This window comes from Hymenobacter sp. (genome assembly GCF_036387835.1).
Taxonomy (GTDB): Bacteria; Bacteroidota; Bacteroidia; order Cytophagales; family Hymenobacteraceae; genus Hymenobacter.
Genome location: NZ_DASVSY010000063.1, coordinates 1 through 24156, shown reverse-complemented (window position 1 = coordinate 24156; position 24156 = coordinate 1). Strand labels below are relative to the sequence as shown.

Sequence of the window (24156 nt, the reverse complement as noted above, 5' to 3'; positions counted from 1 at the left end):
GCTTCCCGCTCTACTCGTTCGCAGAAGCAGAAGCTGCGCGGTACTGTTGCCCTTGGTCGCAACGGCAACTGCCGTATCTTGGCGGAGCAGCCAGCGGCTGGCAAGCCCAAGGAGGGCTACCAGGGTCAGGCCTGCGTAGTCCTATGTTCTTCAAACGCCGTCCTAAGTCGCCAACTGAGTTATCCGACGAGGAGCTGCTGGCCCGTTACCGTCAGCACGGCGCGGTGGCGGACTTGGGGGTGCTTTATGAGCGGCACATGCCGGAAGTGTTTGCTATTTGCAGACGGTATCTAGGGCCCGGCGACGCCGATGCGCAAGACGCCGTGATGCAGCTTTTCGAGCAGTTGGTGGAAAAGCTGCGCCGCCATGAAGTAGACAACTTTCCGGCTTGGCTGCATGCTACCGCCCGTAATCATTGTTTGATGGTGCTGCGGGCCCGCCAACGCCCCGGCCCCGACCGAGGCGGCGCCTTAGTGCTGCATTTTCCCGATGCGGCCGATATGGAATCGGTGGTGGCCGAGCATCTACAGGACGATGACCCCGACGAAGCCACCTTCACCGAAGCCCGCCTCCAAGCCCTCGAACTCGCCTTGGGTACCCTTCCCGAAGGTCAACGACGATGTCTGGAGCTGTTCTTTCTGGAAAAGAAGTGCTACCGCGACATCAGCCAGGAAACCGGCTACGACTTAAATACGGTAAAAAGTCATTTGCAAAACGGTAAGCGCAACCTCAAGCGCCACCTCGAAGCTTCACCGCCCACTACGTCTTTCTCTTCTGATGCGGCCCGCTGACCAGTCTCCTGCTTCCCAACTGTCCCCCGACTCGTCGGGGGGGCAGCACCTGCCCCTGGCGGTGCTGCGGCAGTATGTGGCCGGCACGTTGTCGGCCGCCGAGCAGCACCGCGTAGAAGCCCATACGCTAACCTGCGCCCGTTGCGCCGACCTCCTCGAAGGCCTTTCCCAAACTGACCTCGCCACCACCGACCAAGCGTTAAGCGACCTGCAAACCCGCCTCCGCGCCCGCCTAGCTGAAGAAACGCCCGATGCTACACCCGTGGTACCGATGTGGCCCTGGCGCCAATTGGTAGCGGCCGTGCTTTTGCTGCTCGTAGGTACGGGGGTGTGGCTAGGCGTGCGTCGTACTACCGAAGGCCCCGCTGCCGCTCCGCAAGTAGCTATGCGTCAGATAGAAAGAAAGGCGGGCGCTATGCAGGAATCTTTGCCAAAGCCGAATCAAACGCCGCAGAAATCGGGGGCCAATGCGGAAGTTGCAGACCATGCCATAGCCGCCGCACCGGTGCCAGCACAAAAGGAAATAGCACCAGTTGCAACCAAGCTGCCCCGCGTACTTCTCCGGGCACAACGCCAGCAGCAGGCTACGTCGGCAAAAGCACCTGCTGACGACAACCTTTCCGATGCGAGTATGGCAGCTTCAGATGGATTTGGTAGCGTGGAGGGTGTTGTTTCTGCCAAGGAGCCTCAGGCAGACACCACGCAGTTTGCCCGTGGCAATGCGGCGCCTGTTTATGAGCAGAAGCAAGGAGAATACGCCAAGGCTAAGTCGAAGGCAGCCAACACGCGCGCCGCTTTGGCTGGCAGAATAGCTGGTATTCAAACCGAACCAGCGTCAGCCGCAGCAACTCCTGGAAAGCTGGAGGGCCAGATTGCATCGGCAGCACCTGCTCCGGCCGGGATGCGCGTGGTGCGCGGCCGGGTCACGGACCGTAGCAGCGGCGCCGGTCTACCCGGCGTAACGGTGCTGGCCAAAGGCACGGCCATCGGATCTAGCACAGCCGCCGACGGCTCGTTTTCACTTTTAGTGCCTGAGTCGGTCAAGACGATAGCCTTCCACTCTATTGGATTTAGTTCCTCGGAGCAAGCCATCAACTCCGCTGATAGTACCCTGGCCCTGGCGCTGGCGCCCGATACCAAGTCGCTCAACGAAGTAGTAGTGGTGCGCCGCGAACGGCCACCCGCACCCATGTCGATTGGGGCGCTGCCGGCCGGCGGTTACCAAGCGTTCCGTGCGTACCTAAAGCAGGAACTTCAGTATCCGGAGAAGGCACTGAAAGACGGGAAAGAAGGAAACGTCAAACTCAGCTTTGTAGTAGCCGAAGATGGCAGCCTTGAAAACATTAAAGTTGTGCGCGGCCTCTCCGAAGAGTGCGACGCCGAAGCCATTCGCCTGCTCAAAGAAGGTCCCAAATGGTACCCCGCCATTCAAAAAGGCCGCCGCACCGCCCGCACCGTAGAAATTACGGTTTCCTTTAGAGTGAATGAGTAAGTGAGTGAATGAGTGAAGTAACCTACGGCGCGAATGGTGCACACATCAGCAGACGTAGGCTACTTCACTCATTCACCACTTCTCTCTCTAGCCGCTGTAGCCGCCGCCGCTTTCGGGTTCGGTGGCACTGCCGCCGGGCTTTTCGGGTTGGGGCAGGTCGGATTCGGTTTTGATTTCCACTTCACTGTAGTCGGGGGCGCCGTTGCCGCTGGTGGGTACCGGGGGCTGTTGACTGGAAGTTTCTTCGGAGCCGGGGGTAGTAGCAGGCGCTTGCGCCGTAGTTGGGGTGGTAGAAGGCGTAGCTAAAGCGTCGGATTCTGATTCAAAAGTTTTTTTCATAACGCAAAAAGAAAGGATGGTTGCGTAGTTGTACGCAAGAGCCTTGCCGCCTGACTACATCCGCCTCGTAAGAGCTTACTGATAACAGAATTTTGAACTAGCTACTTCGGAGCCCTGCGCCCTGTGTACTTTTGCCCGCCATCTTCTTCTTGGTTTCTGGTTTTCAGTTTCTGGTTTTTGAGCAGCCGATACCAGCAACTATAAACCAGCAACCATAAACCAAAAACAAGCTCCCAACTATGCAGTTTCGCACCGAGAAAGACACCATGGGTACCGTGCAGGTGCCCGCCGACGCCTACTACGGCGCTCAGACGCAACGCTCCATCGACAACTTCCAGATTGCGCAGGACATCAACCGGATGCCCAAGGAAATCATCCGCGCCTTCGCCTATCTCAAGAAAGCCGCGGCCCTCACCAACCGCGACGCCGGTATCCTGCCCGCCGACAAAGCCGAGCTGATTGGCCGGGCGTGCGACGAAATTCTGGAAGGCAAGCTCGACAAGGAGTTTCCGCTGGTGGTGTGGCAAACGGGTTCGGGTACGCAGTCGAACATGAACGTGAACGAGGTGGTAGCCTACCGCGGCCACGTGCTGCAAGGCGGCAGCCTCGCCGACGAAAAGAAGGTGCTGGCCCCCAACGATGACGTAAACAAAAGCCAAAGCAGCAACGACACCTTCCCCACAGCCATGCACATTGCGGCCTATAAGATTCTGGTGGAAGTCACGATTCCGGGCCTCGAGAAGCTGCGCGACACGCTCCGCGCTAAGTCCGAGCAGTTCATGCACATCGTCAAAATCGGCCGCACCCACCTCATGGACGCCACGCCGCTGACAGTGGGGCAGGAGTTTTCGGGCTACGTTTCGCAGCTCGACCACGGCCTGCGCGCCATTAAAAACACGCTGGCCCACCTTTCGGAGCTGGCCCTCGGTGGTACGGCCGTCGGCACGGGTATCAACACCCCCCCCGGCTACTCGGAAAACGTGGCTAAGCACATTGCCGATCTAACGGGCCTACCTTTCATCACCGCCGAAAACAAGTTTGAAGCCCTGGCCGCCCACGACGCCATTGTGGAAGCCCACGGTGCCCTCAAAACGGTGGCTGCCAGCCTCATGAAGATTGCCAACGACACCCGTCTGCTGGCTTCCGGCCCCCGCGCGGGCATCGGCGAGCTGCACATCCCCGACAACGAGCCCGGCTCTAGCATCATGCCCGGCAAAGTGAACCCCACCCAAGCCGAAGCCATGACCATGGTGGCCGCCCAAGTGATGGGCAACGACGTGGCCATCAACATCGGTGGCATGAACGGCCACTTCGAGCTAAACGTGTTCAAGCCGGTTATGATTTACAACTTCCTGCACTCCGCCCGCCTCATCGGCGACGTGTGCGTAAGCTTCAACGACAAGTGCGCGGTCGGCATCGAACCCATCGAGGCCAACATCAAGAAGCACGTCGACAGTAGCCTGATGCTGGTAACGGCCCTCAACCCGCACATTGGGTACTACAAAGCCGCTGAAATTGCCCAAACTGCCCACAAAAACGGTTCAACCCTGAAAGAAACTGCCCTCCAACTAGGCTACCTCACCGAGGAGCAGTTCGATGAGTGGTTGAAGCCCGAAGACATGGTAGGTGAGATTAAGTAAAGGAGTTGAGGAGCTAGGAGTTATATTTTAGCTCCTAGCTCCTAGCTCCTGGCTCCTCAACTCCTCCTCCCCGAACCTTACCAACACAGTTTACGAACAACGGGCAGCTGGCTACTTGGCCGGCTGCCCGTTTTCATGCCTGCTTATCCTCAGTTTGTAGCGCCTTTTCGTGCTTTTCTCGACCAAATTCCGGCCGGAGGCCATGTGGTGGTGTACTGTCACTTCGATGCCGATGGGCTGGCGGCCGGGGCTTTATTTGGGCGCGGTCTGAACCGGATCAATGCGGAATGGCAGGTGGAGGTGTTGCCGTCGGGCAAGGGCGAAAACGCTTTCCTGACACCCGGTGTCCACGAGAAGCTGCTGGTGCGTAAGCCTGATGCCCTCATCGTCACGGATTTGGGCGTGCATGAACACGGGACTTTAGAAGCAGCCGGTGTGCCAGTGCTCTACGTCGACCACCACATTCCGGAAGGTACACCTCCAGCGGGCAGCACGGTGCTCACTGGTTACGGTCTCGGCCCAGTGCCTTGCTCGGCGTGGCTGGCTTACGAGCTGCTAGCTGCCGAAGCCGACATAACTGATTTGCAGTGGGTGGCCGCCATCGGCATCCTTTCTGACCTCGGCGACCAAGCCCCGTGGCCACCGCTGCCCGAAACCAAGAAGCAGCATACTGCCAAGTGGTTGAAGGAAGCCGTAGCCATGTGCAACGCCGCCCGCCGCGCCGGCTCTTTCAACCTGGAACTGCCCCTGCGCTACCTCCTACACGACGACAATCCGCGCGGCCTGGCTCAAGACGCCACCTTGGCCGGCTACCGCGCCGAAGTGGCGGCGGCCCTGGCTGTAGCCCGCAAACTGCCGCCGAAGTTCCCGCCGGCTGGTCCCAATGCATCGCCGGTGGCTGTTATCACCATTGATTCGCCCTGCCAGATTCACCCGCTTATCGCGCAACAGTGGATTCAGCGCCTGCCCGACCGGGTGGTGCTGTGCGCTAACTTAGGCTACCTGCCCGATGGCGTAGTGGCCGTGTCGGGGCGGGCTGCTAGTACTAATCTGCACATTCCCAATATATTGCGCGAAGCCTTTGCCCGTATTGGCGCTGAGCCGCCTGCTAATTTCGCGCACGGTCATCCACAGGCCAGCGGGGGCCACCTGCCTCCGGCACAGTACGCGCTGCTGCTACAGGGGCTTGGGTTTGGGAAGTAATGGGGTGCTACCAAGCAGTTGCGCGCAAGCTTATCCACTGTGTCTCAGCACTAAGCCCTACCTTCTCCGCTTCAGCCTAAAAGGAAACTTATGTTCAATGCCATTCTGCCTTATCGCCTCGTGCAACGCAATCGTAATCGGCTGCGGCTAGGTAGCTGGCTTTCTGAGTGGGTATACAATTGTTCGTCCGTACACCCGATTCGCGCCGCAAATACTTAGAGCCTATCCGAATAGGTCTTGTCATTCCGACGCAGGAGGAATCTGACTGAAACCGCCAGAAAGGCTTACCCAGATTCCTCCTGCGTCGGAATGACAAGACCTATTCGGATAGGCTCTTAGTGGAAGTGCGCGAATATGCCGGGCATTTGTACACGGTTGATTTCTATGCCAAGGTGCACATATGTTCACCGCTACCGGTTGCGTACGCACCAGCATGCCGCCGGTAAGCTAGGCGCTACCGTGCTCGATATTATTGCCCAAACATTAGCCGCGGCCCGCAAGCTTGCTTTGGGTTCACGGAGCGCTATGAGATTATAGGTCGTCCCGAAACCAGTAACATTTTAGTATTGCCAAGGGCTGTAACCTCCCACTCGGCTTTTTTTGCTTCTATTGCTGCTGATTATGAAAACATCTGTCGCGAAACGTTCTAAGAAAACAAATTCTCGTCAGGCGGAACTGGAATTACGCAAAGCGCAAAATCAAACCTTGAAGCCAGAAGAAATAGAGCGCATAATTGCACTGGCCGATGGACCTGAGTACGTGGTGATTAAACCTTACCCTCAGATACCCGGCTACACGTACGCTTTTTAACTGAAATTACAGGTGTTGAAAAGCCGCCGCTCCACTTTGGAGTGGTGGCTTTTCTTTTTTCGGGGCATCTTTGACCTGTCTCACTCTTACTTGTCAGTTGTATGGACTTCTCTCAGGACGTCATTCTCGAAAACAACCGGGTGTTGCTGCGCCCGTTGGCGGCCACCGATTTTGAGATTCTGCAGTCCGTTGCCTTCGAGCCCGAACTGTGGCAGTACACCCTCACCCGCGCCGATGACCGGATCAGCCTGGCCGCCTACATTGCCGCCGCCATGCACGGCCGCGACCTGCAACAACGTTACCCCTTCCTGATCATCGACAAAGACACCGACCGGGTGGCAGGCAGCACCAGCTACTACAACATCAATGCCGAGGAAGCGCGCTTGTCTATCGGCTATACTTGGGTGGGTACTGATTTTCAGCGCACTGGCTTGAACCGGGCAGCAAAGTACCTACTGTTTCGGCACGCGTTTGAAGCGCTTGCCTGTGAGCGAGTGGAGCTAGAAACCGATTCGCACAATCAGAAGTCGAGGGACGCAATGCGGCGCATGGGAGCTACCGAGGAAGGCGTCCTGCGCAGTCACCGCTACACCCAAGGCGGCCGGCGGCGCGACACGGTGATTTTCAGCGTCATCAAGCCCGAGTGGAATGTGTTGCGCCAAGGTGCGTTCCGCGAGTTCGACAACCGTGAATCAGCCTGAGTTGGGGCCCCGCCGGTTTCCGGCCCTTATGCGCCGCCGGGCCGCTAGCTTTGGCTATGCGTTTCGGGGCGTAGTAGCAGCGTTACGCTCTGAAATTCACCTGCAATTCCACGCTGTGGCCACGGTGGTGGTGATTGGGCTCGGGTTCTATTTTCAGCTTAGTTGGGTGGAGTGGGCGCTTGTAGCACTGGCAGTAGGGTTGGTGTGGAGCCTGGAGTTAGTGAATACGGCCGTGGAAGCCGTGGTGAATCTGGTATCGCCGGAGTATCATCCGTTGGCCGGCCGGGCCAAAGACGTAGCTGCCGGCGCGGTGTTAGTGGGCGCCATAGCCGCTCTGGTAGTTGGGGCGCTGATATTCGGTCCGCGAATATGGGCGCTGCTGTAGCATAAGGTTGAGGAGAGGAGGTGACAGGTGAGGTAGCGAGAGGTGGTCACTTCCTACTTTCTTCCTGTTACCTGTCACCTCCTCTCCTGTCACTTGTCACCTCTCCCCTCACAACCCTGCACTTCAGTCGGCGTAAGCTGACGGTTGGGCTCGCGCATCGAGCGGCCTGCTACCTTTCTTCTCACTCCTTATGCACTCCTCTCTCTTTCGGTTGGTTCCAGTGGCTGCGCTATTTGTCCTTGGTGCGGCTTGCCAACGCAATGTGCTCGTAACCACCCCGACGGACACTCCTGCCACGGGCACCACCGGTTCCATCTCCACGCCCGCTCCCACGTCGGAGAACACTACCACGCCTGTTCCCGATGGCGGCATGGCACAGTTTGATACGACCGCTCGGCCCGGCTGGCTGGAAGACCGGATTCAGAAACTGTCGACGGAGCGGCGGCAGAATCCGCCGGCCCGCATCATGCGCTATCGTTACGAAGGCCAAGTGGTGTATTTTGAAACCCTAGGTGGCGGCGACCAGTATTCCAACCTCTACGACCAGAGCGGTAAAATCATCTGCCATCCGGATGGCGGTATCACGGGCAAGGGCGATGGTAACTGCCGATATTTCACCAAGCGCCGAACCGAAGAGCGGCTGGTTTGGCAAGATCCACGCTAGCTGGTTCGGGCAAGACCAGCAAACTAGGGTCTGCCTGTCCAAACAATAGCCTGGAGCGGTTGTCTTACCGAGCAGCTATCCTCATTTGTAGCTGTCTGGAGTGGTTACGAGCTATTGCCTCCGTACTTTTCAGGCAAAATTCAAGCACAAGATCATGATCAATACCAATGAAAAGCTAGGGGCCTACAACGTGTGGGCCAACGCCACCCTGCTCAGCCACCTCGACCAACTAGTAGCCAGTGGAGCTACAATCCCGGCTGGCGCCTTGCGCCTGTTCAGCCACGTACTTAATGCGCAGGCTATTTGGCTAGGTCGCCTTACGGCCACTCCTAGCCCCGTAAAAGTGTGGCAGGAGCACGATCTGGCCACGTTGCACCACTGGCACGAGCAGACCTCCGAACGGTTTCATCAGTATGTCATCACCGCCGATGAAGCCGAGTTGCAGCGCCTGATTTCGTATACCAACTCTATAGGGGAAACCTACACCAGCCAGGTATCCGACATCTTCACGCACGTACCGGTGCACGCCAACTACCACCGGGCCCAAGTGGCAAAGGAACTGCGAGCTGCGGGTCTCGAGCCCATCAACACCGACTTTATTACCTACTGCCGCGAATTGTCGGCAAAAGCGGCCATGGCCGACGTGCCAAGCTTGTAGTACTGCCAGAGGCGCAAAGAAAAGTCCTTTTCGGCGTCAACTCGACCGCCGAAAAGGACTTTTCTTTGTTATAGGAATCGGTGCGTTCGACTAATCCTGTTCACTCATGCTTAACCCACTAGTTGCCCCCGTCTTAACCCCCGAGCGCTTACAGGCGGCTCATACTTATGCCAGCTACCGGCAGTTGATTGATGGCTTGTTGGCACAGGGCCTAACTACGGGTCCTCAACAGTCGGACAAGCTAACCGAGTACACGCAGCTAAATGTGCAGCGGATGCAGCGCATCGACAAAATGGTGCGGGTACTGCCGGAGTTGCAGACCGCACTGGCCGATCTTCAACAGCCCTATGTCTGGCTGATTATCACCGAAGGATGGTGTGGCGACGCGGCGCAGATTCTGCCCGTGCTGGAAGCCGCCGCCAAGGCCTCGGACGGTAAGGTTACCACGCACTATCTGCTCCGCGACGATAACCTCGACCTGATGGATCAGTACCTTACCAACGGCACCCGTTCCATTCCTAAGCTGATCGTCCTGCGTGCCGATACGCTCATTGAAGTAGCGAATTGGGGTCCCCGCCCGGCCCCGGCTCAGGCATTGCTACTAGACCTGAAAGCGCAAGGTGCCACTCACGAAGAGTACGCCGAGAAAATTCATGGCTGGTACGCGCAAAACAAAACCCAAGCCACGCAGCAGGAATTGCTGGCGCTACTACAGGGCTTGTAATAACGAGTCGGTAGTGTAAAAGCGAAAAAACCTCTTTCCTAAGCAAGGGAGAGGTTTTTTCGCTTTCAAGCTCTGAGTCATCAGCTGTTCTTGAAGCCTATAACTAAGAGGTGGGTATAGATAGTAAATGCTTGTGTATGAATGAATTAATAGTTATCTGGCACTTATATAATAAGTATTTAGTGTCCTTAAGCGGACGTGGAGGGTGCTTATTGGGTTAGCGAAACAGTTCCTAGATCTTTAACCTGATCATTCACAATAGTAATGCCAGGCTTCACGACATTCTTGTAAGCAGGCTGCCCAGTGGGGGCCGTAGTGGTCGGGAAAAACTCGACCCGATAGGTGCCTGAAGGCAATCCCGTGAATAGAAAGGCACCCGACGTAGCATCGGTGGCCGTGCTGAATGTATCAGCCGGCGTAATAGACGAGCGGATAGCCAACACCTGAGGCTTGGCAGCTGCCGGATCAACCTTACCCTGTAGGCTAGCGCGTAGCTCTTGCGCCACCACCCGAATCACGGGCTTTAGTAAGTACCGCTCTTTCTTGTCGTTGCCGGGCTTCCAGCTGCCGCGCTCCACAATCGACTTAGCTACGTCGAAGTCCAGCAACAGCTGAAATTTCTCTCCTTCCCGCACCGTCACGTTGTCTAGCTTCAGCTTAACCCCTGAGCTTTGGCCGCTTGGGGTCTTAAGATCGTAGCGCTGTCCGTCACGACCGATTACGTAGCTATTAGGACCTAGCTTCAAGCGAATTTCTTTCAGAGCATCGGGTTCGAAGTCAGTGCTTACCAGCAGCGCCGAGCGGCCGTTTACATAATCCAGCACATTGATGGTTTGGGCCTGAAAAGGAAGTAGCTTCCAGTCTTCAGGGGCACTTTCGTCTTTGAGGTTGATTTCAATTTGCTGTACATCAAGCACAACGCTTTGAAAATCACCTGGCGCATCCATTAGCCGCACTTCCAGTTTGGAAGAGCTGGATTCGTCGTCTTTGTTGCAGCCTGTGAAAGCTAGAGTTGATAGTACTGCTAGTGGAAGAAGGGTACGAAGCTTCATGTACTGATACTGGAGTGATAAGTAAAGAATAAGCAACTCAGCTTCGCGCAGTTCATGTTGCTTAGCTGAGTTGTTGCTGACAACAAGCGTGCCTATTCGGACATGAAACACAAAGAAATAGTTATATTAACTATATTTTGTTATAAAAATGCAATTGGCTCGTCAAGGACAGTAAGGATATAGAGTTAGTACATGAGCTTTGCCCGTGGGCACATGGTCTGGCTAAAGCTAATAAAGAAGAAAGTCCGCTCCTCTACTATAGAAGAGCGGACTTTCTTCTTTATTAGCCGACCACTTATTAGCGGCCAGATTTAGTTGTGTCTGTTGGATTGGGCTCTGTTGATTTCGGCGGATCCTGCGGGGCGGGCTTGGCCTTTGGCTTGCCGAAAATCAGATTATTGAGTCCCTGCTTGGCTTTCGATTCCAGCTCCAGCCTTTTCTTCTCTACTTCCTGCTGTGCCTTGGCCTGGAGTTCCTGCTGCTTGCGCTGCACCTCGCGCTGCATGCTGTCTTGAGCTACTTTGGCTCTGGCCTGTAGCTGAAGCTTTGCGCCATCTACCTTGGCCTGCACGATGTTACTTACCAGATCTTTGGCCTGCGCCTTTACGCTGCCGGAGGCTAGCTTTACCACCGGGTTGCTGGCGGTGCCCCCAATGTTGAGGCCGAGCGTTACCCGCTCGGTGCCTTGCAGGTTTTGCACGCCCGTCAGGCGAGTAAGCTGACTGTTGAGCTGGTTGCCGAGCTTGCCGGTCGGTACGTTCAAGGCCGTCACGTACTCCAGCCCACCGTTGCTGATGTTGTTGGAGCCGCCTATCGTCATCTTGATCTGGCCAACCGTCAAATCAAACGGCTTCACGATGAAGTTGCCGTTGATGATTTCGGCCGCCACGTCTTTGTTGTTAACGGCGAAGCTCTTCAACTCCTGAAACTGCGTGAGGCTGCTGATTTTGTTGATAACCGGCGAGCCGCTAACGGCCGCCCGCACCACCTCAAACAAGCCCTTGCCGGTGAGGGTGCTGTAGTTGGGCATCATGTCGGGCCCTAGCTCCCCGCTCACGTTGAAGTTGGTCGAGAAGATGCCTTCCAGGTTGTCGGCTAGCGGCACCATGGCGCGCACCGAGTTGAAGGCGTTGAAGGCGTTCTGGAAATCCAGGTTCTTGATGTTGAGCCCGAAGTTGAATTTGGGGTGCGCCAAGTCCTTGCTGCTATATGAGCCGTTGGTACCGAACGTGCCACCCAAAGTGTTAAAAGTCAGCCCTTGCAGAGTGGCCGTTTCGTTGCGTACGCCCACGGTGCCTTTCACGTTTTCCAGCTTCAGGTTGTCGTATATAACCTGCCCCACGTTGGTGTTCAAGGTCAGGTCAAACTCCTTTGGAATTTGCAGTACACCGTCGGCCTTGGTGGCAGTGGCGGGGGCTTTCGTGGCGGCCGTGGCACCGGTAGTTGGTTTCGCGCTTACCTCGTCTACCATCCACTCGTTCATGTTGAAGCGCTGTGAATTCACCGTAAGGTTGCCGCGCAGGGGCTGGCCGGGCACGAACAGATAGCCCATGTAGTTGCTGATAGTGCCCGACGCAGCTATGTCCGACGAGCCCACAAAGCCGCTCATGTTCTGCAAGTTGATTTGGTTGTTGTTGAACGTGGCTGTGGCCTTGGTCACGCGCATGCCTTGTGGCAGGTCGGCGCTTTTGTAGGTGATGTTCTGCGCATTCACCGTACCCGAGGCCACCACTGTCTGGTAACGGCCTGCTTCGATGTCAGCCATGTTGCCTTTGGCGGCTACGTTGCCGTTGAGGCGGCCGGTTACGGTCATGCCTTCCAGCGGGAAGATCTTGGTGAGCTTGGTTAAATCCACCACGCCCTTTACATCGGCATCGAAACGTAGCTTATCCACGCCCTGGGTGGCGGCACGGCCTTCCAGTGGCTCGCCTTCCAGTAGCATCCGGAAGTTGGAAATATCAACCCGCGTGTCGTTGAGTTGGCCGGTGGGGTTGGCCACGGTGCCCGTTACCGCCAGGTTTTCGATGGGTGCCGGAAATTGCTTGCTCTTCACGTAGCCATTGGTCAGGTTCATCTGGGCCTGCACCACTGGCATTTGCGTTTTGGAATACGTGCCTTTGGCCGTGCCATCCACAAACAGCTTGCCACGCAAAGCCAGGTCCTGCACCGGATACACCTTCATCATTTCAGCCAGATCTACGTTGGCTTTCACGCGGCCATCTACCTTCATAGGTTCCAATCCATCAATGGCAATGTTGCCATCAACGGGGTTGGGGCCGAGGTCGAGGTGGAACTGCTTTACGTTCACCTTCACGTTGTTGGTGAAGCCCGACGGGTTGTCCACCACCATGTTCACGTTGATGTTCTTGGCGGCTTGCGGTAGTTGCGGATAATGGAACGTGCCGTTCTTCACTTGCAGATTTACGCCGTAGCCGGGCATATTCACGTCGTTCTGCACGCCTTTGTAGTAGCCATCGAAAGCGACGAGCCCACCCGCTTCCACGTCCTTGAACTGCGCCGTGTATACGCCGGGCACCAAGCTCAGAATGTTCTTGAAGTCGGTTTCCAACGCCTTGAAGGTGAGGTCGTAGGTGATATCCTTGTCGTTGGGCAAGCCAATGGCGCCTTGGAACGTAGCCGGGAAATCGTTGAGCTGTACCTTGTTGTCTTTGAAGGTGAAGAGCATCTTGCCCAAGTCCATGGCCATGGTTACGGCGGCCGTCAGCTTCTTCTTGCTCACGTATTCGGTGCCGTCGTAAGTCATCGAGAACTGGTCGGCGGCGGTTTCACTTACTAGGTCGAATACGTTACTGGCGAAGTCGCCGGAACCAGTGTGGTTGAGGCCGCGCAGTTCCATGCTAAAGGGCAGAGTACGATCTTCGTAGCGCAGGTGCCCGTTGGTTACTTCCCACTTATTAATGGCCAAGTTCAGCGCGGTGGTGTCCTGCCCTTTGGCGGCGGCCGCCGAGTCAGAAATCATAACATCGTAGTTGGCCAAGCCACTTTTCAGCACCTTCACGCTGATATCAGGCCGGTCGAGCACGATGCTCTTGATTTTAATTTGGTCGCCACTCACCACGCTCATCAAATCCAGCCCTACCCGAAACGAAGGCAAATAAGCGAGCGTGTCGCGCGCAAACGAGTCTTGCCCGATCACGCGCAGCTCGTCGATGCCCAACGCTAAGTCGGGGAAGCTACTGAATAAGCTGAGGCTGACGTTCTTAGGGTCGTACTGTACTTTGGCATTTACCCGTTCGGCCAGTTGCTTGTCGAGAGCCTGCTTGATTTTATCTTTGAATAAGATGGGCGTAAGGGCTATACCGGCCACCAGCACCACCAGAAAAATCAACAACCCAATCCAGAATTTGCGCATATTTTTAGTGCTTCGTTGTTAGTGCTTGGTGCTTTGGTGGTAGGGCTTCAGGCGTAGTTGGTGGTGCTTGGAGCTTGCGTTTGATATGTGGAGGAGGCAATATAAAGTCAACAGCTACAACAACTTCGTTAACGAGCGGAACGCTGGTTTCCGATATATCAGAGCTTGGCGCTACTACTTCAGCGTCGGTACGTAAGCTCGTTGGCACGACCTAAGCACTGAGCGCAAGGCCTTAAGCACCACCACAAAAGTAGCAGCCCCGGTCTTGTCTGCCCGGGGCGCTGGGCCAGGAAACGGGCTCACTCATCGATTTGTAGTCGAGATATTCAGCTAATGCGTAAGGAATTCAGCAATTTAGTTTCCGCAAAGAACTCCGGCGACGCACTACGCGCCGCCGCTCGTGCGTTTATTACACTGATGAAAGGGCCAACCGGACGGAGATTTACAAAGAAACGCAAGCTACGGCAGCCGCTACTGGCCGGGGCTATGGCGCTGGCCTTGCCAGTTGCCGCGCAGGATTTGTATTTCGCCCAACCCTATGCCACGCGCCTAAACCAGAATCCCGCCTACGCTGGCCTGCTCGACGATGCCAGCGTAACGCTTAGCTACCGCAACCAGTTTCCTACGCTAGCCGGTACCTTCCAAACCAGTCAGCTCGCCGCCGACTATCGGTTTAAAGATCAACGGAATGCCGTGGGTTTACTCGTCAACCACGACCGCACCGGCGGCCTCGGTTATACCCGCGTCGAAGTAGGTGGTATCTATGCCTACCACACCCGGCTCACCAAAGACCTAGCCTTTAGTGGCGGCGTACGCGCCAGCTACGGCAACCAGCGCATCAGCTACGACAACCTCGTGTTCGGCGACCAGCTCTCCGAAGATGGCTCAACCAGCATGCCTACCCGCGAAGTCGTCGACTTCACCCCGGTGAACTATGCCAGCGTGGGAGCCGGTGTGCTGCTGTACAGTGAACGGTTTTGGGTGTCGGTGGCGGGGCAGCACCTCAACCAGCCCGACTTGGGCTTTCGGGCTCAAGCCAAGCTGCCATTGCGGGTCGAGCTAAGCACAGGATACAAGCACTATTTTGTGCAGAGCACTGAGAAGCAGCAGTACCGCGAAATCAGTGTAACGCCCACAGTGCATTATGTGCGCCAAGGCGGTTCAGAGCGGGCTGAAGCTGGACTTTATGGTACTATTGCCCCCCTTACGCTCGGGCTCGTGTACCGCGGCGTACCGTTGCCCGGCGCCCCCCGGCCGCAGCAAATTTTAACGGCCATTGCAGGTCTTAGTTTCGGGAGTTTTCGGGTCGGATATGCTTATGACATCGGTTTGAGCGCATTAAGTGCAGAATTAGGTGGCGCGCACGAAATTTCTTTGGCTCTTCGTGCGTTTGATTCGCTCGATGCTGCTTGGCGCCGGCTAAAACGTCGGAATTACCCGGTTGCACCTTGTCCCGCATTTTGATTTTTTGTATTATTGCAGCAGCTTACCTTGTCCATCGTCTTTTCTAACAGGTAGTTTTAAACTTAATCATGAATTTTTCCAAGTACCTGCGTTTTGCGGTTGTAGGAGCCTGCGCCCTGGCTGCCTGTAAGGGCGGTCCGCCCACCGCTACTAAACCCGGTAAGTACAGCTCTACTACGGGCATCGAGTACAATACCGAAGAAGGGATGAAGGTTGCCGATTACCAAGGCATTCCGGAAGGTCCCGGCCTGGTCTTCATTGAAGGTGGCCGTACTGTGCTGGGTTCGCAGGAAGAAGATGTAACAATGACCCACGACAACGTGGAGCGCACTGTTACTATCGCCTCTTTCTACATGGACGAAGCCGAAGTAGCTAACATTCACTGGCTGGAGTATTTGCACTTCATTCGCAAAGACTCATCCGAAGAGTTCTATCAGTCGGCTTTGCCCGATACCACCGTATGGGCACGCGAGCTGTCGTTCAACGACCCCTACGTAGATTATTACCTGCGTTACCCCGGCTTCCGCTACTTCCCGGTAGTGGGTGTAAGCTGGCTGCAAGCCAACGACTACTGCACGTGGCGCACCTCGAAGGTGAACGAGACACTAGCTAGCAACGCTGATGGCAGTGGCGGCGGGGGTGGTCTCTTCAAAAAGAAGAAAAAGGCTGCTGCGGCTGCTGAAGGTGCTACCGAAGATGCAGGCGGTGCTGCTATTGCCATCGAGAATGGCAACACGCTGCCAAACTACCGCCTGCCTACCGAGGCAGAGTGGGAGTATGCTTCTCAGGCTCTGATCGGTACGCAGGAAACCGGCAACGAAAACCAGGAAAACAAGCGCATCTACCCATGGGATGGCCGCCAAGTGCGGAACCCATACGGCGGCAAGATGGGCCAGTTCCTGGCCAACTTCAAGCGTGGCCGCGGTGACTATGCTGGTATTGCCGGTTCGCTCAACGACGGTGCTATGATTACGGAGTACGTCTACGCTTACCCCCCGAACGACTACGGCCTCTACAACATGGCCGGCAACGTAAACGAGTGGGTGCAGGACATCTACCGTCCGCTGTCGTTCGAAGACGTGGAAGACTTGAACCCCTTCCGTCGTAACGGCTTCCTTGACCCTGCCGAGAAGTACGACAAGAAAGGCTACCAGTCGCTCATCGACGACCACGTGCGCGTGTACAAAGGTGGCTCTTGGCGTGACGTAGCCTACTGGCTCTCGCCCGGCACCCGTCGCTTCATGGGCGAAGACTCCGCTACGGCTACCATCGGTTTCCGCTGCGCTATGATCAACGCTGGTTCCAACAAATAGTAATCACGGATTTGTTCGGATTTCACGGATTTTGTGGATGATTGAAAAGCAAAGAGGCTTGCCAACCGGCAAGCCTCTTTGCTTTTATAGAATTAACCTGGCTTATGGCTTGGCTTGAGTAGGAATAGCGCCAGCTACAAAATCCATGAAATCCGGGTAAATCCGTGATTATTGGCGGTCGGCACACGCAATAGCGGCAATACTAACTTCGGTGGCTCCGGCGGCTAGTAAGGCAGCCGCGCAGGCTTCGAAGGTAGCGCCAGTCGTTAGGACGTCATCGACTACCAAGACGTGCTTACCTTGGATGAGAGTAGGATCCACTACTTCAAATACTCCGGCTACATTCTGCCACCGCTCGAGGCGGTTTTTGCGCGTTTGCGAATCGGTGTGCTCGATGCGGCGCAGGCCGGCGGCATACCAGGGGATATGTAGGCTTTCAGCCATGCCCTCGGCAAACGGATCGGATTGATTGTAGCCGCGCTTGGCCAGCTTGGTGGGGTGCAGCGGGACGGGTACTATCAGATCGAACTGAAAATTGTGTTGGGCTAGCTCATGCCCGTACCAGCGCCCGAGAACTTGACCTACGTCGCGCTGCCCTCGGTATTTGAGCTGGTGTAGCAAATGCTGCACCCGGCCGCGGCGCAGGAAGCGGAGGTAGCTAAGCGTATGGCGGACGGGCACGCGGCCCCAAAATCGCCGGCTTAGGGGGTTAACTTCCGTGGATAGCAAATGGTAGTCGGTGTAAGGCAATTGCGTGCGGCAACTGGTGCACAAGTGCTCCTCGCCCCGGCGCAACGACTCTTCACAGGCCAGACACACCTGCGGGAAAATCAGCCCCACAAAATCAGAGAGGAAGGAGGGAAAAGCCATGGCGAGATTTGTGGGTTCCACTTAGAAGCGGTGTTGTGCTGGTAGGACGTTGTAAGCAAGTGAATGAAGCAGCCCGGTAAAGTTCTCTAAGTTTGTAGTTCGAACGTGAAACAAGCCCGTTTTAATAAGCGGTTTGCTGGTTCCAAGCTCCTATTCGACTAGAAACTAATAACAAGCAACCAGAAACACAGCAATGTCTCAAGTAACTGAATTCAACGAGTATCGCCAGCGCATGAACGAGAAGATCATGGCGGCTGATAATAAGGTAATTAAGCGCTTCTTCAACCTCGATACCAACACCTACCAGGCCGGAGCTCTCGACGTGAAAACCAAGGAAATGCTAGGCCTAGCGTGCAGTATGGTGCTGCGTTGCGACGACTGCATCAAGTACCACCTCGGTAAGTGTTACGAGGAGAAGCTGACCGACGAGGAGATTTACGAGGTATTTGCTATTGCCAACCTTATCGGGGGCAGCATTGTGATTCCGCACTTCCGGCGCGCTGTGGAGTATTGGGAAATCTTGAAAGAAGAAGCCACCACGCCGGCTCCGCTGCACTCCCACGACGCATGAGCTACCTAGATCCGCAGGAATCGGAAGCCGAGTTCGAGGCCCGTTGGTGGCAGCTGATGAACGATATGCGCGAGCGGTTCGGCAAAAAGCCTGACCTCAATGCCTTGCTGCTGCTGATTGGCGTGCAGGAGTTAGGCCAGGGTGCGGGCCCGTTTACCAAAGAGCAGAAGCAGGACCTCATGCACATTGCTACCTGCAAACTCTTTGGCTTATCGGGCCACTACGAATTGGAGCGAATCGATGAAGAAGGTTGGCCCCATTACCGGCTGGTGCAGCCCGTACCATTTGCCAGCCTAAAAGAGCAGGAGCGGATGCTGAAATGGCATATGCTCGAATACTTTGATTTGGATAACTGATTACTAACTGTTGGCAGGTGTTGTAGTGTTTATGAGGAGCGATTTAGGGTTAATCAATCGTCTAACAATCAACTACTGTGGTGGCCAACAATCTGCAATCAACTATCAACAACCAAGTAATGAAAATCATCAGCTACAACGTTAATGGTCTGCGCTCGGCAGTGAGCAAGGGGCTGCTCGATTGGGTGCGCGAGGCGCAGCCCGACGTGCTGTGCTTGCAGGAAATAAAGGCGGGGCGGGAGGAGCTAGACGTAGCGGGCTTTACGGCGCTTGGCTACCAGGCCTACCTGCATCCGGCCGAGAAGCCCGGCTACAGCGGCGTGGCCACGTTCACCAAGCAGCTTCCGCAACATGTAGAAGTAGGCTGTGGCACAGGCCTTTACGACGCCGAAGGCCGGGTGCTGCGCTTGGATTTCGAAGGCTTTTCGGTGCTGAATGTGTATATGCCTTCTGGCACCAGTGGCACGGAGCGGCAAGCCTTCAAGGTAAAGTGGTTGCATTTCTTCCGCGACTATGTGCGTCAGCTACGGGCTGAAGGGCGGCGGCTGATTATTGGCGGTGACTACAACTGCTGCCAAACGCCCATCGACCTGCACAACCCCAAGGCCAATCAAAACAGCCCCGGCTACACGCCCGAGGAGCGGCAGTGGTTCAAGGATTTCCTGGCCGACGGCTATACCGACTCGTTCCGCCACCACCACGGCGACGCGCCCGGCCACTACTCCTGGTGGAGCTACCGCGCTGGTTCCCGCAGGCGCAACGTCGGCTGGCGCCTCGACCATTTGCTGGTCGATAAAGAGCTGGAATCTCGCATCCAGGAGGCTGGCCTGCTGCCCGATGCGGTACATTCCGACCACTGCCCTGCGTATCTGAGTATCTAGAGTTGTTTTCCTGGTATCGGAGGCTGTAGGGCGAAGCCATTGCTGCACATATCATTGAACGGCTTGCGTATAGCGTGACTGGCAGCAACATAGCGCGAAGCAATTGCTTCGCGCTACGTTGCTGACAGTTCGTACGGTACCTGAGAACTGCCGTAGTTTTGGTTGCTAGTACCTCTGCTTCATCTGAAGGCTTTAGCTCAGCATGATGGTCTTTTAGTCAAGGCAGAGTTTCCAGATGCAGCCTAGCAACCAACAACTAAAAACTAGGTACTCAATCAGGAATCTAATATCATTTCAGCTACTTCCCGGCCTGAGGCCATGGCAGCGTTCAACGACGGATAGGCGGTGTAGTCGCCGCAGCGGTAGAGGGTGTTGGTTAGCTTTAGCTCCTGGTGTTGCGCTTTACCATTGGCGTAAACGGGCAGGGCGTGGGGCAGGTGGTAGGTTCGGAGGTGACTCCACTGCGCCACTTCATCGCCAAACCAAACCATCAACTCGGCATGTAACAGCGCCACCAATGTGGTTTCGGGCAGGTGGTGCTCGCCGTGCGTGCTCACCGAAACCAGCGTGCGGCCCGGTGGAGCATAATCCGGCGAGACATCAGAAGGGAAGCATACATTGTGCGCCATTTGACCGTGGGCAGCGTTTAGACGCAGCAGCTTATCCTGGCGTCCCGGCGAAGTAGGAGCCGAAAAATAGGTGCAGGTGGTGCGGCGCCAAGCGGTAGCGTGGAGCTGCGGTAAGTGGGGCAGCAGGCGGCTTGTGGTGTCGCCGGTGGTGGCCACTACTATGGTAGCCGCCGCTATAGTTTCGCCGCCGCGCAGGTACACCTTATTGCCCTCTACGGCTTCGACGGGGGTGTTGAGGCGCACGGTGCCGGCTGGCAAACGATTGGCCAATTGCTCAGGAATCTGCTGCATGCCAAGCGCCGGTACTACGGCTTCGCCTTCCACAAACTGCTGAAAAACAAACTCAAAGAAGTTGCTGGCTGTGGTTAGAGAGCGGTCGAGGAACACGCCGCCGAAGAAGGGCCGGAAAAAGGTGTCGATAATTTGCTCGCTCCAACCATAGCGCCGCAGAAAAGTGAGCGTATCGGTGGAAGAGTGCGCTAAAAGTTCCTCGGCGCTGCGGCTGCGCACGTGCTGCACTAGGCTAAGAATGCGCAGTTTGTCGGTTAGCGTGCCGATGGGAGATGTAAGCGCAGGAAAGGCAGCCAGGGGTTCCTGCAGCGGATTGCGCAGCGACGTTTCGCGGCCATCGGGCAGGCGGATAACGGCACCGGAGCGGAACGCTTTTAAGTTCAGAGCACCGTAGTCGATCATGCGCTGCACTTCCGGATACTTGGTGAGCAGCACCTGAAAGCCGTGGTCGAGGCGGAAGCCATCGGAGGTGACATCGGTCCGGACACGGCCCCCTACGGCTTCGGTGGCTTCGAGCACTACCACGGGCAAGCCAGCCCGATGCAGGTAATTGGCGCAGGTAAGACCAGCCATACCGGCCCCTACAACAACGATTGGTAACTGTGTGGAAACAGGAACATTCATATTCTCCCGAAACTGTAAAATTCGTGTTAAGGTTAGGCTGGCGTGCTGAAACCAAATTATTTACCTGAGGGACAGGCAGTTCCTACTACATACTTTTCAGCTTGCCGGTATTGCTCCCAATCAGCAACACTCAAGCGCGACTGATCTTGGTAAGCATACATCTTATCAATGAACACGCCATTGCGAAAATTCCCTTTCACAAAGGTTTCCCGCGCCACTAGGTGCTCATCGTCTAGGCGGCGTAGCTGCCAGCGGCCATCGGGTACGCCGCCCACTACGGTACCACGCAGGCGCATGCCGCTCTCGTTGCGGTACCAGGTGCCATTGCCGTCCTTAACCAGTTGCTGGCCGTCTGCATCCCAAAACTGCTGCACCAGCGGGTCCAGGCCGTTGCGAAAGCTCAGCACCTGCCGTTTGCTGCCCGACGAATACCAGTATGCCCAATCGCCAACCTGCCGGCCCCCGCGGTACCAACCACGCGCGGCCAATTCTCCCGTTGCATGATACACTTCAAACGGGCCTTCCATCAGACCCTCGCGGTAAGCGCCCTGCAACAGGAGCTGGTTGTTTTGAAGATTGTAGTCGCGGACGTAGCCCCAAAAATGGCCGGCGCTGTCTAGCCGGATGTGGCGGCGGATGAGAGCGCAGCCTGGTGGGGTAAGCACATAGTCGGCAGAGTAAAAGAACACCACGCTGTCTTTGCCCACCACCCGATAACAGTCGTCTAGCTTGGCCTTTTCCTTCTGAAGCGGATTTTGCGCCCATAAGGCGCTGGTGCTCATTAGTATTGCCGTCAACAGAAATAAGGTTCTAAATAAGAGTAACATGCATTAATAGAACAGCGTGTAATTGAGATTAAATAGAGAAAGAATTTATAATGTAACGCGAAGTTGCACTTCGCGACGCGTTGCTGATGTTGCTGCCAACTTTTCAAATTCCGTTCAACGCGTTGCGAAGTGCAACTTCGCGTTACATCTTTCTAAAATAATGGCTTGCGGGGCTTCACAATCTTGCGGGTTTTCATGGTGTAAAACTCGGCTACGCCGGTGCGTTGCAGGGTTACCTGCCAAACGCCCATGGCTTCACCTAAGTGGTAGCCAGTAGCTTGATCTGAAGGATATTCCTTTTTGATTAGAGCGTAGTCAGTGGGCGAAATGTCTTTGCCAACTTCCCCGTGGCAGAGCAAGCAAAGCGCGTCGGTGAGGGCTATAGGCCGCTGATAGGTGAAGACCTCCCCGCTGAGGCGAGCAACCCGGCGGGTGGTATCGGGTTGCAAGTCAGCAGGAGTGAGGGCGGCTTGGTTGGCCGCATTGCGGGGGCGGGCGCTGCGGCGTTGGGCGGTGGCTTGCAGCACGCGCTCCAGCGTGTCGATGGAGGCGAAGGTTTCGGGGCGGCAGTAGGGCAGGGCAGCGGCCACGCCACCGGCTTGTAGCTTTTCGGCGAGGACGAGGCGCAGTTCCCGGTCAGCATGGCGGGTGAGGGAGTCGCCGGCCCAACGGGTGGCACGGAGCAGGTCGACCGGCAGAATGCGTTTTACGGCCATATTCTCCAGCGTGGTGGCGATTTTCTTGCCGTCTTTGATGTGCTCGATCTGGTCGGGGCGGCAGGCGGCCAGCAGAACAGGAAGCAGCAGAAAGCCAACGAAGGGACGGAAAAGATGGGACATGGTGCAAGAGCAAATCAACATAACAAAGAGACGACAACGGCCGCACTTCCTCAACTACCCGCCGCCCTACGTTCAGGTTTTAGCAAACGGTGCCAGGCGGAGCGGCTGCGTTCCGGCATTGCCGCCCTCCGAGTGGCCTCACCCCCTAACCCCCTCTCCTGTTGAGAGGGGGAACTAGCTTGTAGTTTTTTAGAGCTAGTAGTTCTTCTAAAGCTAGTTCTCTCTCTCAACAGGAGAGGGGGGTAATCCCCGTAGGGGTCTCGTGAGGCTCCGCCAGAACGCAGCCACTTCGCAATCTTACCGCAGCAAAAACTCCTGCAAAGCGGCGTACTCGGGCTCCAGCAATATACTCTGTTTGGTGCGCGACAGGAGGCCGCGCACAGCTATTGGTACCGGTACTACGGCGCCGATAACAGGTTCCACCACTTCCGGAAACTTCACCGGGTGGGCGGTTTCCAGAAAAATGCCGTGTTCCGTAGGGTGCTCACTTAGGTAGTGTTCCAGTGCCCAAAGCGCCACCGCGCCGTGTGGGTCCAGCAGATAGCCGGTTTCCTGGTGCACCCGCTTAATGGTGGCGGTTGTGTCCTCGTCGGAAACGATGGCCCCACTCACGAGGCGGCTCATGTCGGCGTGCCGCTGCCCGAACAACTCCAGAATGCGCCCGAAGTTGCTTGGATTGCCTACGTCCATGGCATTCGAGAGGGTGACAACTGCTTGCCGCGCCTCGAAAGTACCCGTGCGGAGGTAGTCGGCTACGGCGGAGTTAGCGTTGCAGGCGGCCACGAAATGCCCGATAGGCAAGCCCGACGCGTGGGCCATAAGTCCGGCGCAAATGTTACCAAAGTTGCCGCTTGGCACTGCCACCACGGGGGGGAGTTCCTGCTCCCACTGCTGCAGGGCATAGCAGTAGTAGAATTGCTGCGGTAGCCAGCGAGCCACGTTGATGGAGTTGGCCGACGTAAGCTGCCGATGCCCGGTCACCTGCGGGTCGAGGAAGGCTTGCTTCACCAGCCGTTGGCAGTCATCGAAGTTGCCGAGCACCTCCAAGGCCGTAATGTTCTGCCCCAAGGTAGTTAGCTGCAACTCCTGCAGCGGGCTTACTTTGCCTGATGGGTACAGAATAACGACTTCCACACCTTCTACCCCCAAGAAACCATCAGCTACGGCGCCGCCCGTGTCGCCGGAGGTGGCTACCAGCACCGTGATTGGCGCCGTTTGCTGCTGCGAAAAGTAGCCTAGACAGCGGCTCATAAACCGGGCGCCCACGTCCTTAAATGCCAGCGTCGGGCCATGAAACAACTCTAGCGCGGCTATCTGCTTGGTCACGGGCACTAAGGGAAACTCGAAGTCCACCGTTTCGGTGCAGATGCGGCGCAATTCCTCTTCCGGAATCGTGTCGCCGACGTACGGCCGGATTACCTCGAAGGCCACTTCGGCCCGCGGCATCGTTTCAAGATTCTGCAGCAGCTCCGGTGAGAACTTCGGAATCCGGTCCGGAAAGTAGAGTCCACCATCCGGGGCCTGCCCGGCGATGGTAGCGGCTTGAAAGTCAACGGCTGGAGCTTGCTGGTTGAGGCTGTAGTAGCGCATGGAGCGAGAAACAATGTAGAGACGCGACACTTCGCGTCTCGGCGTTGCTGAAGTTATTTGATTTATACT

23 protein-coding genes are annotated in these 24156 nt (G+C 56.3%); 15 read left to right on the top strand and 8 right to left on the bottom strand.

Going from position 1 to position 24156, the window contains the following annotated elements:
* Window positions 1–143: 143 nt before the first annotated feature.
* Together VF639_RS11810 and VF639_RS11805 are read left to right on the top strand one after the other, a co-directional pair.
* The gene (locus tag VF639_RS11810) at window positions 144–791 is read left to right on the top strand and encodes an RNA polymerase sigma factor (RefSeq protein ID WP_331146108.1); all 648 of its coding nucleotides are present in this window, start codon (window positions 144–146) and stop codon (window positions 789–791) included.
* Entirely contained in the window at window positions 778–2283 is a 1506-nt protein-coding gene (locus VF639_RS11805; protein WP_331146107.1) for a TonB family protein, read from the top strand. The genes VF639_RS11810 and VF639_RS11805 overlap by 14 nt, the downstream gene beginning before the upstream one ends.
* An 87-nt stretch (window positions 2284–2370) precedes the next feature.
* Here the strand turns inward: VF639_RS11805 and VF639_RS11800 are convergent, their stop codons facing one another.
* A complete protein-coding gene (locus tag VF639_RS11800; protein ID WP_331146106.1) occupies window positions 2371–2622 on the bottom strand; it encodes a hypothetical protein in 252 nt (83 codons plus the stop codon).
* 239 nt (window positions 2623–2861) lie between these two features.
* On the opposite strand from VF639_RS11800, the gene fumC reads away from it, so the two are divergent.
* The 8 genes from fumC (at window position 2862) to VF639_RS11760 (ending at window position 9407) form a co-directional block, all read left to right on the top strand.
* Complete coding sequence (gene fumC, locus VF639_RS11795) at window positions 2862–4262, top strand: class II fumarate hydratase (RefSeq protein ID WP_331146105.1); 1401 nt, start codon at window positions 2862–2864, stop codon at window positions 4260–4262.
* A gap of 135 nt (window positions 4263–4397) precedes the next feature.
* On the top strand, window positions 4398–5465 hold the full coding sequence (locus VF639_RS11790; protein WP_331146104.1) for a DHH family phosphoesterase: 1068 nt from the start codon (window positions 4398–4400) through the stop codon (window positions 5463–5465).
* 621 nt (window positions 5466–6086) lie between these two features.
* Window positions 6087–6275 (top strand): hypothetical protein, encoded by a 189-nt coding sequence (locus tag VF639_RS11785; protein WP_331146103.1) that lies wholly within the window; start codon window positions 6087–6089, stop codon window positions 6273–6275.
* Window positions 6276–6376: 101 nt separating this feature from the next.
* On the top strand, window positions 6377–6976 hold the full coding sequence (locus VF639_RS11780) for a GNAT family N-acetyltransferase (RefSeq protein WP_331146102.1): 600 nt from the start codon (window positions 6377–6379) through the stop codon (window positions 6974–6976).
* A complete protein-coding gene (locus VF639_RS11775; RefSeq protein WP_331146101.1) occupies window positions 6963–7361 on the top strand; it encodes a diacylglycerol kinase family protein in 399 nt (132 codons plus the stop codon). Before VF639_RS11780 ends, VF639_RS11775 begins: the two co-directional genes overlap by 14 nt.
* A 190-nt stretch (window positions 7362–7551) precedes the next feature.
* Complete coding sequence (locus VF639_RS11770; protein ID WP_331146100.1) at window positions 7552–8025, top strand: DUF6970 domain-containing protein; 474 nt, start codon at window positions 7552–7554, stop codon at window positions 8023–8025.
* Window positions 8026–8179: 154 nt separating this feature from the next.
* Window positions 8180–8683, top strand: a complete 504-nt coding sequence (locus tag VF639_RS11765) for a DinB family protein (RefSeq protein ID WP_331146099.1) — start codon at window positions 8180–8182, stop codon at window positions 8681–8683.
* 106 nt (window positions 8684–8789) lie between these two features.
* Complete coding sequence (locus tag VF639_RS11760; RefSeq protein WP_331146098.1) at window positions 8790–9407, top strand: thioredoxin family protein; 618 nt, start codon at window positions 8790–8792, stop codon at window positions 9405–9407.
* 209 nt (window positions 9408–9616) lie between these two features.
* Here the strand turns inward: VF639_RS11760 and VF639_RS11755 are convergent, their stop codons facing one another.
* Both VF639_RS11755 and VF639_RS11750 read right to left on the bottom strand, forming a co-directional pair.
* Window positions 9617–10459 (bottom strand): DUF4382 domain-containing protein, encoded by an 843-nt coding sequence (locus tag VF639_RS11755; RefSeq protein WP_331146097.1) that lies wholly within the window; start codon window positions 10457–10459, stop codon window positions 9617–9619.
* Window positions 10460–10757: 298 nt separating this feature from the next.
* Window positions 10758–13832, bottom strand: coding sequence for an AsmA-like C-terminal region-containing protein (locus tag VF639_RS11750; RefSeq protein ID WP_331146096.1), 3075 nt, complete (start codon window positions 13830–13832; stop codon window positions 10758–10760).
* Between the two features lie 333 nt (window positions 13833–14165).
* Here VF639_RS11750 and VF639_RS11745 point away from each other — a divergent pair, with 333 nt between their 5' ends.
* Together VF639_RS11745 and gldJ are read left to right on the top strand one after the other, a co-directional pair.
* Window positions 14166–15296 (top strand): PorP/SprF family type IX secretion system membrane protein, encoded by a 1131-nt coding sequence (locus VF639_RS11745; RefSeq protein ID WP_331146095.1) that lies wholly within the window; start codon window positions 14166–14168, stop codon window positions 15294–15296.
* Between the two features lie 68 nt (window positions 15297–15364).
* Entirely contained in the window at window positions 15365–16609 is a 1245-nt protein-coding gene (gene gldJ, locus VF639_RS11740; protein ID WP_331146094.1) for a gliding motility lipoprotein GldJ, read from the top strand.
* A gap of 168 nt (window positions 16610–16777) precedes the next feature.
* Here the strand turns inward: gldJ and VF639_RS11735 are convergent, their stop codons facing one another.
* Window positions 16778–17479 (bottom strand): ComF family protein, encoded by a 702-nt coding sequence (locus VF639_RS11735; RefSeq protein WP_331146093.1) that lies wholly within the window; start codon window positions 17477–17479, stop codon window positions 16778–16780.
* A gap of 193 nt (window positions 17480–17672) precedes the next feature.
* Between VF639_RS11735 and VF639_RS11730 the strand changes: the two genes are divergently transcribed.
* The 3 genes from VF639_RS11730 to VF639_RS11720 all read left to right on the top strand — a co-directional run bounded on the left by VF639_RS11730 (window position 17673) and on the right by VF639_RS11720 (window position 19287).
* Complete coding sequence (locus VF639_RS11730) at window positions 17673–18050, top strand: carboxymuconolactone decarboxylase family protein (RefSeq protein ID WP_243798438.1); 378 nt, start codon at window positions 17673–17675, stop codon at window positions 18048–18050.
* Entirely contained in the window at window positions 18047–18406 is a 360-nt protein-coding gene (locus tag VF639_RS11725; RefSeq protein ID WP_331146092.1) for a hypothetical protein, read from the top strand. The genes VF639_RS11730 and VF639_RS11725 overlap by 4 nt, the downstream gene beginning before the upstream one ends.
* Window positions 18407–18483: 77 nt before the next feature.
* Entirely contained in the window at window positions 18484–19287 is an 804-nt protein-coding gene (locus tag VF639_RS11720) for an exodeoxyribonuclease III (protein ID WP_331146091.1), read from the top strand.
* 275 nt (window positions 19288–19562) lie between these two features.
* On the opposite strand, the gene VF639_RS11715 is transcribed toward VF639_RS11720, so the two are convergent.
* From VF639_RS11715 to thrC, 4 genes are all read right to left on the bottom strand, one after another.
* Window positions 19563–20831, bottom strand: coding sequence for a protoporphyrinogen/coproporphyrinogen oxidase (locus tag VF639_RS11715; RefSeq protein WP_331146090.1), 1269 nt, complete (start codon window positions 20829–20831; stop codon window positions 19563–19565).
* A 56-nt stretch (window positions 20832–20887) separates the two neighbouring features.
* Window positions 20888–21628, bottom strand: a complete 741-nt coding sequence (locus VF639_RS11710) for a toxin-antitoxin system YwqK family antitoxin (RefSeq protein WP_331146089.1) — start codon at window positions 21626–21628, stop codon at window positions 20888–20890.
* 182 nt (window positions 21629–21810) lie between these two features.
* Window positions 21811–22497 (bottom strand): c-type heme family protein, encoded by a 687-nt coding sequence (locus tag VF639_RS11705; protein WP_331146088.1) that lies wholly within the window; start codon window positions 22495–22497, stop codon window positions 21811–21813.
* A gap of 297 nt (window positions 22498–22794) precedes the next feature.
* Window positions 22795–24087: a threonine synthase gene (thrC, locus tag VF639_RS11700; protein WP_331146087.1), complete on the bottom strand. Its 1293-nt coding sequence runs from the start codon at window positions 24085–24087 to the stop codon at window positions 22795–22797.
* Window positions 24088–24156: the final 69 nt, after the last annotated feature.

What these genes read in the sequence shown, in the direction of transcription:
- VF639_RS11810 (WP_331146108.1), top strand. Translation starts at nt 144, where the DNA reads ATGTTCTTCAAACGCCGTCCTAAGTCGCCAACTGAGTTATCCGACGAG.
- VF639_RS11805 (WP_331146107.1), top strand. Translation starts at nt 778, where the DNA reads ATGCGGCCCGCTGACCAGTCTCCTGCTTCCCAACTGTCCCCCGACTCG.
- VF639_RS11800 (WP_331146106.1), bottom strand. Translation starts at nt 2,622, where the DNA reads ATGAAAAAAACTTTTGAATCAGAATCCGACGCTTTAGCTACGCCTTCT.
- fumC (WP_331146105.1), top strand. Translation starts at nt 2,862, where the DNA reads ATGCAGTTTCGCACCGAGAAAGACACCATGGGTACCGTGCAGGTGCCC.
- VF639_RS11790 (WP_331146104.1), top strand. Translation starts at nt 4,398, where the DNA reads ATGCCTGCTTATCCTCAGTTTGTAGCGCCTTTTCGTGCTTTTCTCGAC.
- VF639_RS11785 (WP_331146103.1), top strand. Translation starts at nt 6,087, where the DNA reads ATGAAAACATCTGTCGCGAAACGTTCTAAGAAAACAAATTCTCGTCAG.
- VF639_RS11780 (WP_331146102.1), top strand. Translation starts at nt 6,377, where the DNA reads ATGGACTTCTCTCAGGACGTCATTCTCGAAAACAACCGGGTGTTGCTG.
- VF639_RS11770 (WP_331146100.1), top strand. Translation starts at nt 7,552, where the DNA reads ATGCACTCCTCTCTCTTTCGGTTGGTTCCAGTGGCTGCGCTATTTGTC.
- VF639_RS11765 (WP_331146099.1), top strand. Translation starts at nt 8,180, where the DNA reads ATGATCAATACCAATGAAAAGCTAGGGGCCTACAACGTGTGGGCCAAC.
- VF639_RS11760 (WP_331146098.1), top strand. Translation starts at nt 8,790, where the DNA reads ATGCTTAACCCACTAGTTGCCCCCGTCTTAACCCCCGAGCGCTTACAG.
- VF639_RS11755 (WP_331146097.1), bottom strand. Translation starts at nt 10,459, where the DNA reads ATGAAGCTTCGTACCCTTCTTCCACTAGCAGTACTATCAACTCTAGCT.
- VF639_RS11750 (WP_331146096.1), bottom strand. Translation starts at nt 13,832, where the DNA reads ATGCGCAAATTCTGGATTGGGTTGTTGATTTTTCTGGTGGTGCTGGTG.
- VF639_RS11745 (WP_331146095.1), top strand. Translation starts at nt 14,166, where the DNA reads ATGCGTAAGGAATTCAGCAATTTAGTTTCCGCAAAGAACTCCGGCGAC.
- gldJ (WP_331146094.1), top strand. Translation starts at nt 15,365, where the DNA reads ATGAATTTTTCCAAGTACCTGCGTTTTGCGGTTGTAGGAGCCTGCGCC.
- VF639_RS11735 (WP_331146093.1), bottom strand. Translation starts at nt 17,479, where the DNA reads ATGGCTTTTCCCTCCTTCCTCTCTGATTTTGTGGGGCTGATTTTCCCG.
- VF639_RS11730 (WP_243798438.1), top strand. Translation starts at nt 17,673, where the DNA reads ATGTCTCAAGTAACTGAATTCAACGAGTATCGCCAGCGCATGAACGAG.
- VF639_RS11725 (WP_331146092.1), top strand. Translation starts at nt 18,047, where the DNA reads ATGAGCTACCTAGATCCGCAGGAATCGGAAGCCGAGTTCGAGGCCCGT.
- VF639_RS11715 (WP_331146090.1), bottom strand. Translation starts at nt 20,831, where the DNA reads ATGAATGTTCCTGTTTCCACACAGTTACCAATCGTTGTTGTAGGGGCC.
- VF639_RS11705 (WP_331146088.1), bottom strand. Translation starts at nt 22,497, where the DNA reads ATGTCCCATCTTTTCCGTCCCTTCGTTGGCTTTCTGCTGCTTCCTGTT.
- thrC (WP_331146087.1), bottom strand. Translation starts at nt 24,087, where the DNA reads ATGCGCTACTACAGCCTCAACCAGCAAGCTCCAGCCGTTGACTTTCAA.